The organism is Streptomyces sp. NBC_00984 (assembly GCF_045162475.1).
Classification (GTDB): domain Bacteria; phylum Actinomycetota; class Actinomycetes; order Streptomycetales; family Streptomycetaceae; genus Streptomyces.
Genome location: NZ_CP108734.1, coordinates 78,762 through 91,833 on the forward strand (window position 1 = coordinate 78,762; position 13,072 = coordinate 91,833).

11 protein-coding genes and 2 pseudogenes are annotated in these 13,072 nt (G+C 67.8%); 2 read left to right on the plus strand and 11 right to left on the minus strand.

The features are described 5' to 3' along the window. The first annotated feature begins 90 nt into the window (after positions 1 to 90). A complete protein-coding gene (locus tag OG520_RS00385) occupies positions 91 to 1,317 on the plus strand; it encodes an IS701 family transposase (protein WP_406011717.1) in 1,227 nt (408 codons plus the stop codon). Positions 1,318 to 1,648: 331 nt separating this feature from the next. Here OG520_RS00385 and OG520_RS00390 read toward each other — a convergent pair whose 3' ends face one another. Continuing rightward, positions 1,649 to 2,212, minus strand: a complete 564-nt coding sequence (locus OG520_RS00390) for a DinB family protein (RefSeq protein WP_406011718.1) — start codon at positions 2,210 to 2,212, stop codon at positions 1,649 to 1,651. A gap of 1,515 nt (positions 2,213 to 3,727) precedes the next feature. Here OG520_RS00390 and OG520_RS00395 point away from each other — a divergent pair. Then, complete coding sequence (locus tag OG520_RS00395; RefSeq protein ID WP_406011719.1) at positions 3,728 to 4,645, plus strand: DUF4232 domain-containing protein; 918 nt, start codon at positions 3,728 to 3,730, stop codon at positions 4,643 to 4,645. A 223-nt stretch (positions 4,646 to 4,868) separates the two neighbouring features. On the opposite strand, the gene OG520_RS00400 is transcribed toward OG520_RS00395, so the two are convergent. The 10 genes and pseudogenes from OG520_RS00400 to OG520_RS00445 form a co-directional block, all read right to left on the minus strand. Next, positions 4,869 to 5,042 carry a hypothetical protein gene (locus OG520_RS00400; RefSeq protein ID WP_406016676.1) on the minus strand — a complete coding sequence of 58 codons (174 nt, stop codon included), beginning with the start codon at positions 5,040 to 5,042 and terminating at the stop codon, positions 4,869 to 4,871. Between the two features lie 481 nt (positions 5,043 to 5,523). Then, positions 5,524 to 6,408 carry a MerR family transcriptional regulator gene (locus OG520_RS00405; protein ID WP_406011720.1) on the minus strand — a complete coding sequence of 295 codons (885 nt, stop codon included), beginning with the start codon at positions 6,406 to 6,408 and terminating at the stop codon, positions 5,524 to 5,526. A 195-nt stretch (positions 6,409 to 6,603) separates the two neighbouring features. Next, the gene (locus tag OG520_RS00410; protein WP_406011721.1) at positions 6,604 to 6,921 is read right to left on the minus strand and encodes a helicase associated domain-containing protein; all 318 of its coding nucleotides are present in this window, start codon (positions 6,919 to 6,921) and stop codon (positions 6,604 to 6,606) included. Then, positions 6,882 to 8,069, minus strand: a pseudogene (locus tag OG520_RS00415) (helicase associated domain-containing protein); the annotation flags it as partial. The pseudogene OG520_RS00415 and the gene OG520_RS00410, both read right to left, overlap by 40 nt. Before the next feature lie 21 nt (positions 8,070 to 8,090). Beyond that, on the minus strand, positions 8,091 to 9,155 hold the full coding sequence (locus tag OG520_RS00420) for a Helicase associated domain protein (protein ID WP_406011722.1): 1,065 nt from the start codon (positions 9,153 to 9,155) through the stop codon (positions 8,091 to 8,093). Between the two features lie 487 nt (positions 9,156 to 9,642). After that, entirely contained in the window at positions 9,643 to 10,194 is a 552-nt protein-coding gene (locus OG520_RS00425; RefSeq protein WP_406011723.1) for a putative immunity protein, read from the minus strand. 85 nt (positions 10,195 to 10,279) lie between these two features. After that, a pseudogene (gene istB, locus OG520_RS00430) lies at positions 10,280 to 11,113 on the minus strand (IS21-like element helper ATPase IstB). Further along, the gene (locus OG520_RS00435) at positions 11,089 to 12,165 is read right to left on the minus strand and encodes a Mu transposase domain-containing protein (protein WP_406011724.1); all 1,077 of its coding nucleotides are present in this window, start codon (positions 12,163 to 12,165) and stop codon (positions 11,089 to 11,091) included. The pseudogene istB and the gene OG520_RS00435 overlap by 25 nt, the downstream one beginning before the upstream one ends. A gap of 76 nt (positions 12,166 to 12,241) precedes the next feature. Then, positions 12,242 to 12,877 carry a hypothetical protein gene (locus OG520_RS00440; protein ID WP_406011725.1) on the minus strand — a complete coding sequence of 212 codons (636 nt, stop codon included), beginning with the start codon at positions 12,875 to 12,877 and terminating at the stop codon, positions 12,242 to 12,244. Then, positions 12,846 to 13,058: a hypothetical protein gene (locus tag OG520_RS00445; protein ID WP_406011726.1), complete on the minus strand. Its 213-nt coding sequence runs from the start codon at positions 13,056 to 13,058 to the stop codon at positions 12,846 to 12,848. Before OG520_RS00445 ends, OG520_RS00440 begins: the two co-directional genes overlap by 32 nt. Between the last annotated feature and the right edge of the window lie 14 nt (positions 13,059 to 13,072).

Below are 13,072 nucleotides of genomic sequence, written 5' to 3' on the forward strand. Positions count from 1 at the left end.
GAAACGGGGGTGGGGCGGTCTTTGCCGGGTCGTCCCACGAACGTGTGGCCGCGCTGCTTGTAATGGCAACGTTCCGGGCAGCCCGCCCGCATGAGTGATACACCAACGGACTTGTGGGAAAACGGACTTGCTGAGCTACTCTTGCGGATCGGAGGATGTTTCGCCCGGGTGGAATCCCGGCGTCGGATGCGGGACTACGTCCGTGGGCTCCTTGGTCCGGTGGGCCGCAAGAACGGCTGGCAGCTCGCTGAATACGTCGGCCACGCCACCCCTGATGGGCTGCAGCACCTGCTCTCCCGGAGCCGCTGGGAGGCCGACGAGGTCCGCGACGACCTGCACGCCTACGTCGCCGAGTACCTCGGTGCGGACAACGGCGTGCTGATCACCGACGACACCGGCTTCGTGAAGAAGGGCACCACCTCCGCCGGGGTCCAGCGCCAGCATTCCGGCACCGCAGGCCGCACCGAGAATTGCCAGATCGGGGTCTTCGCCGCCTACGCCACCTTCCGCGGCCACACTCTGGTCGACCGCGAGCTCTACCTGCCCAAGTCCTGGACCGAGGACCGCGAACGCTGCCGGGCCGCCCGCGTCCCCGACGACCGCGTGTTCGCCACCAAGGGCGAACTGGCGCGGGCCATCATCCTGCGGGCTCTCACCTCGCCCCTGCCCGTCGGCTGGGTCACCGCGGACTCCGCCTACGGCCAGGACTCCCACTTCCGCCGCTTCCTCGAAAACCACCAGCTCTCCTACGTCGTGGCCGTACCCAAGTCCCAGCAGGTCCACGGTCCGCGCATCGACCACCTCATCGGCCAGGCCCCGCCCGAAGCCTGGCAGCGGCTGTCCGCAGGAAGCGGCGCGAAGGGCGAGCGTTTCTACGACTGGGCCGCAGCCCGCCTGCCCGCCGTGTGGGAATTCGACGGCGACGAGCCCACCCGGCAACGCTGGATGCTGGCCCGCCGCAGCATCGCCAAGCCCGACGAACTCGCCTACTACCTTGCCGGCGCACCCCTGGAAGCCACCGTCGCCGACCTCGTACGCATCGCCGGCTGCCTCTGGAAGGTCGAGGAATACTTCCAGAGCGCGAAGAACGAATGCGGCCTGGACCAGTACGAAGTCCGCCGCTACGTGGGCTGGTACCGGCACATCACACTCGCCATGCTCGCGCATGCCTTCCTCGCCGTCCTGGCCGCCCAGGAACGGGAAAAGGGGGCACCGAGCGGGACACACCCGACCTCGTGGGCCTCGCACCGGCCGAGATTCGACGTCTGCTGGCAGTTGGACCCCGCCGCCGTGCTCCGGACCGCGGCCACGCGATGACGTGGTCCCACTGGCGTCACCGCCACCAAGCACGCGCCCGCCGTCGCCATTACAAGCAGCGCGGCCACACGTTCGTGGGACGACCCGGCAAAGACCGCCCCACCCCCGTTCCAGCCCACTACACTCTCCACGCCCAAGCCGTTGACCAGCGCTAATGAAGAAGTCCGGCTGGAGTATTAGAAGGCCCTGTCGTGGCGCTCGCCCGGGATGCCAGGGCCTTCTACCTGCGCAGAACGGCGGTTAAAGATCGTGAGGCCTCTCGGCGGCAGCAGCCATGGAGCGTCACGGAGTCCACGTAAGCTTCCGAAGCTCGATCGCCGGTTACCGAAAGTCATATTCGGTGCGGTACGGCTCCGTCCTGCCCGCGGTAGAGGTCGCGCAGCAGGGAAATCTCGGCGCCGTGATGGACCAGCTCCCTGTTGACGTGCAGGACGATGCCCTCCATGGGAAACCGCTCGGGACCCACCGTGGGCGGATTCTCCAGGTCAGCGTCCGAGAGCTCGCGGACCCCCGCGTTCCATCTCCCATACATCTCATCGAGCTGTTTTAGCGCCTCGTCAGCGGTCCCCGCGTAGGCGAATGTCTGGGAGTCGACGTCCTGGCCGCCGAAGTGCCATCCGACCCGATAGCCCAGGCACGAGACGATGATGTGCGCCAGCCGCCAGGCAATCGTGGTCACCGGTGCCGGCACCGGGTCAGGGGACGCGGAGTCCATCGTCCACTTCCCCGAACCTGCCGACATCGATGCGGCCGACGTGCCACGTGGGCGGATGCTCCAGCAGCCGCGCACCGGCTCCCAGAAGTACTCCTCGTCGGTAAGACCGTCCAGCCGTGGCCGCAGGTTCTTGCGCCAGTACCAGTCCAACTGCTCCGCGAGCCGCTCGCTTCTTGTCATTGCCGCACACTACAGACCCGTCGAACAGAATCATCGTCGCCGTCTGCGGTCATCCTCCACTGTCACAAACCCGCAGGCAGTCATCTCTAACTGGCACAGAAGTCAATTGATCGGCCTTCGCTGGCAATCGATCAACACCCGCTGACACAGGTCATCAGGACCCAGCACGGGGCCTGACCTGCTTGATCTTCTCAGCACCAACTCAGCGGGTAGGAAGTGAAAGCCCGGTTCGCTTCTCAGATGATCACTTGCACGCCATCCGGCTTGGGGAACGGCATCATGTCCCAGCCGGAGGGCCAACCCCGTTCGCGGCGTTCTCCGGCTTCAGCCTCAAGCAGTCGAGGGATGCGCCACTTCCACCACTGGCTCTCTTCCTCCCCCCCCCCGGCCGGGCCACTGGATCGTTGCCGCGCGGAACCGCTCGTCGAGTTCATGCAGTGCTGATTGCTGGATGAACTGGACGCGCGGGGGCAACAGGGGCCAGACGCGCGCCAGCGCACTCCGACACCAGATGTCGTTGTCGAGCTCTGGCGCGCACTTTGAATAGCCCTCTTCCAGCTCTGCCACAACATCACTCCACCGCGTGAGCAATGAGTTGAGCGTGCATGGCTGTCCGCCAGCCCAGCGGCCAGCACCAGCAGATACCGCGGCATGCACTGCCTCGTACTCCTCCTGAGACAGGAGCATCCCGTCGCTGTGCTGGGGCGTTCGATCCATTCGTCGACTATCCCAGGGATGTCAATGTCGTTGAGGCGGGATAGAGGGAATGCCCAGGTCCACGGGGGGAGGCTGCTGCGAGCGGTGGACCTGGGACCGCCCATGAAACGAGGACATGCAGAGATCCTCTGCACCCACCAGACAGAGCACCAGCCGATCACCAACTTGGTGCAGTCAACAGACCAAACTTCGCTGGCATCAGACTGGCAGTCATCAGGCTTCGATGGCAGACGAGCAAGATTCGACGTCAGAGGACATCCGGACCCTGAGAAACGGATGTCCCGTCTTCTGCGATCTGGCTCCGATCTCAGTTGACCTGGTCCGATTCGCTCTTCGTCTCAGGCGGTCTGGTCCGTCGAAGCCGCTTTCGGTGCGGGATGGCGGGCTTCGCCCATGAGTTATGACCTTGCTGTCTGGGGAGGCGAGCGTCCCGCAGGTGACAGTGCTGCGGCCCAGTGCTTCACGGATCTGTACGACAAGTGCATCGATGCGGACGGGGCTGACGTTCCTCCAACCAAGCAAATCGCGGCCTATGTCGCCGCGCTCCTGGAGCGATGGCCCGATCTCACCGAAGTCGACCCACTACCGTCCCGGGCCGGGAACGGCAATGCGCCTTCAGAGGGCGCCAAACACGGCCGGAACAGGCAACCGTAGTAAACACCGCGCCCCTGATCTTGCCCGGAGCCGCGTATCCGCGGGTCGCAGCAGCCCACTCGGCAGGCCGCCCGTGACACGCATGTGACCGGAACTGTGGCCTACGCCATGGCTCGGCGCTCGCGCCGCTGATGAAGTGACCTGATGCGCAAAGTCACTTCACTTCTTCCGGCCCTCGCCGCACTCCTGCTGCTCACGGCGTGCGGATCCGAACAGGCGGGCACCCCCGGCGCAGCCGCCCCCGCGTCCGGGACCGCCGTCACCGCCCCGCCCGTGGACGGCGTCCGGATCACTTCGGTGACCATCCCCTCCGCCACGCCCACCCCCAACTCCGACGGGTTTTCCGTCCACGCCGACCCCCTCCACACTGGTGACTCCGGGATCTCGGCCGCCTACGAAGTCACCAACAACGGCACCGAGGCGCTGACGTACACGATCCTGTTCGACTTCACCACGGACACCGGCGAGGTCATGGGCAACAGCCATGAGACCGTGCGCTCGGTCGGTCCCGGCGCGACCGAGCGCGGCACGGTCCGGCTGGGGGTGCTGGCCCCCGGAGCGTCCCGGGTGACCCGCGTCAAGGTCTCCCGGGTGACCAAGGTGCCCGCCGCCGAGGCGCCGCCCGCGTCCGGCAAGTGTCCGCCCTCCGGCATCCGCCTCACCACCGATGACGGCGACGCCGCGATGGGGCTGCGCGTGGTGGGCTTGCACCTGGAGAACTGCGGGAAGCGCGACTACTCACTTGACGGCTACCCGCTCCTGGAACTGCTGGACAAGGACCTGTCACCCGTCCAAGGCATCCGGATCGTACATGGAAGCGGCGGCATCAGCACCGGTACCGGATTTGACGAGCCGGCCCGCCCGCTGGTCCTGAAGCCGGGCGAGAGCGCCCTTTCGGGCCTCATGTGGCGCAACACCACCGAGTTCGGCGCCGCCGTCAACGTCCCGTACGTCAGGGTGCGGGCCGAACAGGGCGCCGATCCGGTGACCGTGACGCCCCACCTCGATCTCGGCACCACCGGCAGGCTGGCCGTCCGTGCCTGGACGCGCCCGTCGAAGTAGGACCCCCGTCCGGTCTCAGCACCTCCGCTGCGGCCATCAGAGGGGGTTGGTGGGAGCGGCGCCTGATCGTGGACGGGGCCAAGGGGCAGGGGGCGGCCCGGCGTCGGCGAGGCCTTCCAAGTCCTTGATGGCGCGCAGGCGCGAGCCGAAGGCGGCCAGCGGATCGTCAGGATCGAGGCCGGGCTGACGCGCAGGCTTCGGGGCACGACGGCGACTCGACGAATCAGACACGGACGACTCTCCACACTTCAACAGGATCGGACCAACGTTCGTGCGGCGACTTCATGTCACAGCCCGGTTTGACGACAATCTTTCCGGCTTTGGTCTCCCGCAGATCGGCCTCGTTCATTTTTCCGAACGCGAAAAGGTACTTTTGGGCTTTGACCTGCGGGTTCACGTCGTGGACATGTGTGTGATGTGGATGCGAGGGGCAGTACGGAGCCGAAGCGCTCACGACCGAGGGGGCCTTGCGGAGAACGTGGCGGAAAACTCGTAGTGAGTTGGCCTGGTTGTAGCAGCGTGATCGTCGGGATCAGCGGGTCCCGGTGGGATCCGTATCGGGATCGGACTTCTTCTTCCGCTCCCACCGTTGCTGGAGCATGTCCTGGAGGCCCTGCTGGGCCCCGACGAAGTCCAGGGTGCACACGTCCCAGATCAGGAAGCCTCAGTCGGCCGCCATCCCGAACTGTCGGCCGGTCTGCTTGGGCACGGTCCCTTTTCCTGGTCTTCCGCATGTCATCCTCGTGCAGAGAAGACGCGATGCCGCCCCCGGCCGTATCGGGGCCGAAGGTCCCCCTCTTTTCGGGCACTCGCTGCGTCCCGGCTTACCGGGCTGTTTCACCGGACGCATCCGTGTCGGTGCGGTCTCCCGCCGGGAGCTAGGTTCGGGCGGCGAGTTCCTGGGTCAGTTCCATGCAGCGCAACCGGGCCGGGGAGTAGTCGTGGGGCAGCCGGGAGACCGCCTCGAACGCGCTCATGCCTCCGTCCTCGGCATCCGTCTTCGTCTCCGCCGTGTCTTCGGCGTCCTCGGCGTCGAATAGGGCTGATTCCTCCCCGGCGATCCCCGACTCGTCGATCGCCTGCATCAGGGTCTTCTCGAAGGCGTGGCGGCGGGCGGCCGTCTCAGCGACGCGTGGCTCGTCGACGCCGACGGTGTCGTCGAGGGCTTCCTCGGCGGCCTCCACGTGGTCGGATTCGGTGCGCAGAGCGGGGTGGGTGGCCAGTGCGATGAACCGGGATGCCTGCACGGCCGCACCGAACGGGCCGAAGATCCGCTCGGTGACGAGCAGGGTGTCCAGGTCCGCCTGGCGCAGCGAGCCCTCGGGAAGGTTCTTCAGGCGGCCGGTGACCGTCTCGGACAGCAGGCCTATCCGGCTGCCCTCGGTACGCATGCGTTGCACGCGGCCCCGCTGACGGGCCAGTTCCGCCTCCTTCGTGGCGAGAGCCTCCTCCAGCCGGGCCAGGGCCGCCGTGATGTCGCCGTCCGTGGGGCACTCACCGCCGCCGGTCTCGGCCTCGGGCGGGGTGGCGGTGAAGGCGTCGCGGATGTCGTCCAGGGCGATTCCGGCGTCGGCCATCCTGCGGATCCACAGGAGCCGGACCACGTCTTGGAGGCCGTAGCGGCGGCGTCCGTCGCCGCCCCGTTCGGGCTCGGGGATCAGGCCCATGTCGTGGTAGTGCCGGATCGCCCGTGGCGTTGTGCCCGCAAGGGCCGCCACATCACCGATCTTGACCTGACGTGACCCGAAGAAGGACATGGACATCGGCGGGGAACCTTTCACGAACGACACGGGCAACCCCACCGCACCACATCACGCTACGGAAGGTGCAAATCAACCCCACGCAGGGATGCGGGCCGGTTCCCGGGGAAGCGGTGCAGACTGCGTTGAGTCAAAGCTGTCACCGAACAACACATCCCGGAACTCGGCGCCTACTGCCTGGGACCGTTTCCGGCTTCGTCACCAGCGGATCTGCAGGGCGTCGAGAGCGGCGATCTGGTCGGTGGTCAGGCGTCCCGCTGTGCGGCGGGCACGCTGCACGCTGATCCAGGCGTCGAGGCGGCGGCCGTTGACGACGGTCGGTGCGGGTGGGTCGAGGTGGCCGTGGGCGGCATGGTACTGGCGGGCGTCGGCGAGCCGGTTCTGCCACGCGCGTTCGGTCCGTACGTCGGCCATGCCGCGGCCGGGGGTCCAGTCGATGCCGAGCTCGTCCAGGGCCAAGGCCCGTCCGGGGCGAGGGTGCCGCGCCGGTGGGCGGAGCGCTGTCGGGACAGCCATACAGTCAGGTCGATGCCGTCGATGACGGTGCCGGCCGGGGGTCGCAGGTGGCCGTGTTCTCCGTGGTAGCGGCGGGCGGCCTGGAGGGCTTGCTGCCACCGGGAGACGAGGGGATCCCACTCCATGCCGAGTTCGTCGAGTGCCGTGATCTGCTGGGCGGTCAGGTTGCCGTCGCGGCGGGCGCGGCGCTGTCTGGTGAGCCAGTTACTGAGGGCTTTTGCGTCTGTGCCGTCGGACGTCTCGGAGGGGCTCAGGTGGCTGTGGTGTTCGTGGTAGGTACGGGCGGCGGCAAGTCCCGAGGCGAAAGGCCCGGCGGGAGAAGGGTTCTCGCGAGCGCGTTTGATGCGTTGGCTCAGTGAGCTGATGGTGGTGCCCAGTGCGTGGGCCAGTGCCTTCTGCTCGACTCTCGCGTCGACCAGGGCGAGCAGAGCTCCGGCGGGCGGGTTGCCGCGTTGGTGGGGCAGGGCGTGCAGGGCGGCGAGCTCGGCGTCCGTGGGCGGGCGGCCGGTAGAGGCGACGGTCCAGAGCATGCCGAGCTCATCGAGAGCGGCCCGGCGTTCGGGCAGCAGCGTGCGGGTACGTCCGGCGCGGTCCCGGACGGTGCTGGAGTTGAGGGCTCGTTGGTAGGCGATGAAGTCGCCGAGGTTGTAGCCCTCGGGGTCGGTGTGGGTGACGGGGACGCGGAGGTCGCCGTGGCGTTCGCGGTAGCGGTGGCAGGCGGCAAGTCCGTCGGCGAAGCGGGCTTCGCGGAGGTCCCAGATCATGCCGAGTTCATCCAGGGCCTGGACCACGTCGGTGTGGACGTCTCCGTGTGCGTAGCGGCTGCGGCGGATCTTGAGGGTGTTGCCGAGCGGGTAGCCGTCCTCGGTCACGTGGTCGCGGGGAACACGGAGGTGCCCGTGGGCGGCGTGGTAGGCGCGGGCGTGGTGGATGAGCTGCTCGTTGGCCTGGTCGCATGTGTGCCAGACCATGCCGAGCTCGTCGAGTGCGTCGATCCGTTCCTGCGTGAGCCGGCCCTGGGCGTAGGTGCGGCGCAGCACGTTGATCCGGATGCCGAGCGGGTAGCCGTCGTCGGTCCGGTGGGCCTGGGGAACGGCGAGGTGGCCGTGGCGTTCGCGGTAGGTGCGGGCGTGGGTGAGGGCGGTTTCGAAGCGGTGCTGGTCGGTGTCTCAGATCATGCCGAGCCGGTCCAGGGCGGTGATGCGGTCGGCGGACATCCATCCCCTGCGGAGGTGGTGGCGGGCGTTGCGGATCCACTGGCCGAGCCGGTGGCCATTGTCGGTGACGTGGTCGGCGGGGATGTCGAGGTCGTCGTGCTGTTCGCGGTAGGTGGTGGCATGGCCGTATCCCTCCCACCAGGGGGAGGTGACCTGGCGGACCATCAGCAGCCGTACCTGCGCAAGCAGCCGGTCGGCGGTTCCGGCCGGGAGCTCCACGGTGATCTTCGCCGGGAGTGAGGGGTCGTCCGTCGAGTGCAGGTGGGCGCGGCTAGTGTCGAGAGCGATGCCGAGCGGTTCGTCGTGGGCGCGCAGGGCGCGGACGATCTGCCAGAGGGTGGTGTAGGCGCCGGCGTCCAGGTCGCCGATCTCGCCGTCTTCCTCGGGGACGGTGATCGGCACGGTCTCGGTGGATTCGCCGGGGGCGTCGAGGTGGGGGCGCAGGGCGCGGCCGACGGCCCGGACGATGTCGACGCCGCTGGTTTTGGGGTGGGCGAACAGGACGGCGTCGATCGCGGGGATGTCGGTGCCTTCGCCGAGGCAGCGGGCGTTGGAGATGGTCGACCAGGTGCCGGGGTGCGGGTTGCGCAGGCTGCCGAAGATCTTGTCGCGCAGGCCGTGGTCCATTCCCCCGTGGACGTGGGCGGTGTCCGGGACCGGCAGCCGGGGGGCGAGGCGGCGGACGGCTGCGGGCAGGGTACGGGCGAACTCGGCGGCGTCGGCGACCCTGTGGTGGAAGGTCACCGCGCGGCGGACACCGTGGTGCTGGGCGGCCCGGATGAGGGCGGCCTGGGCGACGAGGGTCTGGAGGCTGGGTGCGCCGGGGCCTTCCACGTACTCGCGGTCGGGGTCGGTGAACAGGGCGCGGGCCTCGCTCTCGCGGATCCCGACGACGTAGAGGCGGTAGTCCGTCAGATAGCCCTCGGCGATGCCACGGCCGAAGGGGTAGTCGTAGAGGACGGGTATCGCGCCTGCCTCGCGGGACCATCCCCGCGGGCGCGGGGAGCAGGTGATCACCGTGGACCGGCCGAGTGCCGGCCAGGGACCATCCCCGCGGGCGCGGGGAGCAGGCTGAATCCTCCGCCGGGTGAGTGCACTCAGTGGGACTGTTTCTAAGGACGTTTTTGGGCTCCGGTCGACGGAAGTTTTCTGGCTCCGTGGTTGGGCTGGAGGGGGCGTGAGGCGGTGTGATTCACGCCCCTGTAGCAAGGTGATTTGGCCCCACTTCGATCGAGTGGTTCCGCTGGCCCTGGGGGTGGGGTCTCGCGGTAGTTTGGAAGCCTCGGTCAGCCTGCCGTCAGCGTGCCCCCGACAGGTGCGTGGAGGCTGCCGACCCGGCTCGACTCAGACCGTGGACCGCCCAGTGTCCGCGGTGGCTGGACGAGAACGGGCGTTGGTTCGGCCGGCACTGGGACCGGGCGGCCGGACCCGGAACGGCTGCGGCCGGCCTCCCGTCAGGGAGGTCGGCCGCGGTTGTCGACGAGGGTTAGCTGCGGTGCCGTAACTAATCTTCAGCTTGGCGGGGCATGCGCAGGGACGCGTCCAGAATGGTCATGAGCTGTGCAGCACGGCTCTTGCCCGTCGGCGCCAGAGGGTATCTGCTCAGAACATCGATCAGGACGGGTGTGGCGCGTCGTCGAGCCTCCTCGATCAGCCGGAGCCCGACGGCGAAATCATCGTCCGCATTCAATTCTCCAACGCGCGCGGCGCTTGCAGCGGCTCTGAGGATATGACCCACTTGGGTGGCTTTCGCGATCGGATGGAGGTAGGCCGCAGAGGCGGCATCTCCGGCGGCGCGTGCAGCGAGCCGTGCGGCCTCCGTGGTCGCTTCCTTTGCCGCCCGATGGGCATCCAAGGAGGTGATGCGCTGAAGTTTGGTCCTTCTCGCGCCGTTCACGAACTGCTGTGCGGCGTTGATGGCTGCACGAGGCCGAGGATCGCCGGGGTTGGCGTCCTCGAACACAGGAAGAACTTCCTCAGCGCTCTCCAGAACGTAGTGGGCGACGACACGCAGTTCGTCCATGGTCAGTTCGAAGTCCCCAGATCCGATCGTCACGGACCCGATTCTCCCATCGAGCGATCACCTGCGGCCTCAAACGGAGACTGGTGGGACACAGCCTTGCCGAGGGTCGAGGTAAGAGTCAGCTGCGGCGCCGCCTGCGCTGGGTCTGGGTGAACCGGTAGGACTCGGTGCCGGTCTCGACGATGTGCGCGTTGAACGTGACGCGGTCGACGATCGCGGTGCAGAGCCGGGGGTCGGTGAAGGTCTGCTTTCACCCGGAGAACGGTGCGTTCGACGCGATCGCGATAGCGCGTCGTTCCTCCCGCTCGGTGAAGATCTGGAACAGGAGCTTCGCTCCGGCCTTGTCCAGGTCGAGATACCCGAACTCGTCCAGGCAGAGCAGATCGACGCGCCCGTAGCGGGCGATGGCCCGCGAGAGCTTCTTCTCATCCGCGGCCTCGGCCAGCTCGTTGACCAGGTTGACCGTAGCCGTGTAGCGGACCTTCAGCCCCGCCTCGGCCATGGCGGTGCCGATCCCGATCAGCAGGTGGGACTTCCCTGTGCCGGAGTCACCGATCAGACAGAGCGGCTGCCCTGCCCTGCCCCAGGCCGGGTCCGACAGGGTTCCGACGAGCTCCGGGGTGACGTTGGGGTTCTCCTCGAAGTCGAAGTCCTCCAGCCGCTTGGGACGGGGGAAGTTCGCTTCCCTGACCAGCCGCAACTTGCGCCTCTCCTCGCGCTCGGCGCACTCGGCCTCCAGCAGGTCGGCCAGGAAGTCCTTGTAGCTGGAGCGCTGGCGCATCGCCTCGCCGGCCATGTCCTGGACCCGGCTGCGGATCGTGGGCAGGTGGAGCGTGCGGCAAGCCTCGTCGATCGCAGTGTCGACCGCCTCCTCGGGCCCGGTGTCGCGCCGGGGCACGGGAATCTGGGTGGCGGTGTCGGTCGTGGTCATGCGGTGCCCTTCGGTTGGCATTTCAGCAGCTGGTCGTAGTGCGAGACCGTCGGCAACGGCCTTTTGTCCTCGGGCAGCTGGACCCTGCGGGCGGTCAGGGAGACCACCCCGCTGGGCTCCGCCCGGGGCGGCGGCTCGATCTCCTCGGCACTGTCATCGGCCGGTTCGGGGACCAGCGCGGCAGCCTTGCGGGCCTCGACGGCGACGACGTCCGCGGTGGTGGCGCCCGCCCGGATCGCGGCGGCCATGCCCTGCTGGACCGCGGCCGCGGGCATGCGCCGGTGCAACAGCAGAACCTCGATCAGCGCCCGGGTCCCCGCCGCGTCCCCGTGGGCTGACCGGGCCACCGCCCAGAACGCCTCGTGCACTTCGGTGAACGAGCCGTTCTCCCGCGCGGTGACCAGCGCGGTCGAACCGGCCATCGCCCCCGGTTTGGCCAGCAGGATCTCCAGGTAGTGGTCCAGCTCGTCGCGGAACTCTCCGCGCCTGGTCAGCCGGGGATGACGGGTGGCGATCTCCCGTTTCTCGAACACCAGCAGCTCGTTGCCCCGCAGCAGGACCCGCACGTTCTGGCCGATAAACCGGGCCGGGACCGAGTAGTGGCACTGGCGGACGGTGATCCGGCTGCTGCGGTCGACCTTCGGCGTCAGCGTGATGCCGCACTCGAACTCCTCGAACGGCAGCGGCAGCAGGAGATCGGTCTCGGAGACGAAGTTGAACCCGACGCTGGTCAGCCGCCCGGACAGCAGCCGTTCGTCCTCCTCCGCGTCGATCTCCCGCAGCCGTCCGTTGAGGGCCTCAAGCGAGACGACGTCGGGAACAGGGACCAGATGCGTGCGCCGGAACCGGCCGCCCTCCTGCTCGACCCCGCCCTTCTCGTGGGCGCCCTCCTGGCCCGGGATGCAGTAGAACGCGTCGAACCCGTAGTGCGACCGGAAGGACGTCCACCGCTCCGACTCCACCCGGCTGCGGCCGGTGCAGACCCGGTTGACCGCCGGCTTCAGGTTGTCGTAACGGATGTGCCGGGACGGGACACCGCCCAGGACGTTGAACGCCTCGACATGGCCTTCCATGAACGACTCCTGGGCCTGCGAGGCATAGACCCTTCTCTGTACTTCGCACCCCCAATGTCCGAGTGGAGCTTGGGCTTCAGCTGGCGGGACTGAGTGGTTGAGTCAGCGAGGGCCAGGGGTAGGTAGGATCCTCAGTGATCTTCACCTGTTGCGGGGCGTTTCGGGGAAAGGTCCAGATACGGCCCAGGGTGCTGGTGGCGGTCACCGTGCTTCCATCCAAGGCGACTTCGGCGAACGGATTGGACGAGCAGGAGACCGCGAGCCATTCCAAGGTGTGGTGGTCATCGTCCCGAGTCAGGGCGACCCAGCCGATACTGCCGTGGTCCGATGATTCACCGGCAAGGGCACGGCTTCCGGCGTAGGTGCATGAGGCAAACGTCGTATCGACGTCCATCCAGTCACTGGGGGTCCACGCGGTGGCCCGGAGGACCTCCCACCAAGACCAGTTCTCGGCCCGCATGTCATGGAGCTGATCTGCGGGGGAGAAGCGCATGAGCCTCATCACCGACAGAGATCCGTCGGGGAACATGATGAAGTCTCCGTGGGGCGCCTCCCGGGCACGCCAACGGGCATGGACTAGGTCGGCATTGGGTGTTGCGACGGAGGAATTCACACCCGCCATGATGACATCGAGCAACGGCGCAAGCTGAAGGCCCAGATCATCGCCGATGAGTGATCGCCTATCCGAGCGATGCGACTCCGGCTTCACCATGCCCGGCTTGGGCACGTAGGCGTTCGGCCTGCTGTTTCTTGTCTGCGATGTGCCTCAAGCTCTCCTGCAGGCCGGCGACCTCGCCGAGCCACTGTATCCGCTGGGCCTCGCCGAGACGCTGGCGGGTGTTGGTCTTGATCTCCAGCAGCCGGGGCTCCTGGGTCAGGTCCAGCCGGAGCATGGGGCACCTGACGC

What these genes read in the sequence shown, in the direction of transcription:
- OG520_RS00390 (WP_406011718.1), bottom strand. Translation starts at nt 2,212, where the DNA reads ATGACAAGAAGCGAGCGGCTCGCGGAGCAGTTGGACTGGTACTGGCGC.
- OG520_RS00435 (WP_406011724.1), bottom strand. Translation starts at nt 12,165, where the DNA reads ATGGAAGGCCATGTCGAGGCGTTCAACGTCCTGGGCGGTGTCCCGTCC.
- OG520_RS00395 (WP_406011719.1), top strand. Translation starts at nt 3,728, where the DNA reads ATGCGCAAAGTCACTTCACTTCTTCCGGCCCTCGCCGCACTCCTGCTG.
- OG520_RS00405 (WP_406011720.1), bottom strand. Translation starts at nt 6,408, where the DNA reads ATGTCCATGTCCTTCTTCGGGTCACGTCAGGTCAAGATCGGTGATGTG.
- OG520_RS00385 (WP_406011717.1), top strand. Translation starts at nt 91, where the DNA reads ATGAGTGATACACCAACGGACTTGTGGGAAAACGGACTTGCTGAGCTA.
- OG520_RS00440 (WP_406011725.1), bottom strand. Translation starts at nt 12,877, where the DNA reads ATGGTGAAGCCGGAGTCGCATCGCTCGGATAGGCGATCACTCATCGGC.
- OG520_RS00445 (WP_406011726.1), bottom strand. Translation starts at nt 13,058, where the DNA reads ATGCTCCGGCTGGACCTGACCCAGGAGCCCCGGCTGCTGGAGATCAAG.
- OG520_RS00410 (WP_406011721.1), bottom strand. Translation starts at nt 6,921, where the DNA reads ATGGCTGTCCCGACAGCGCTCCGCCCACCGGCGCGGCACCCTCGCCCC.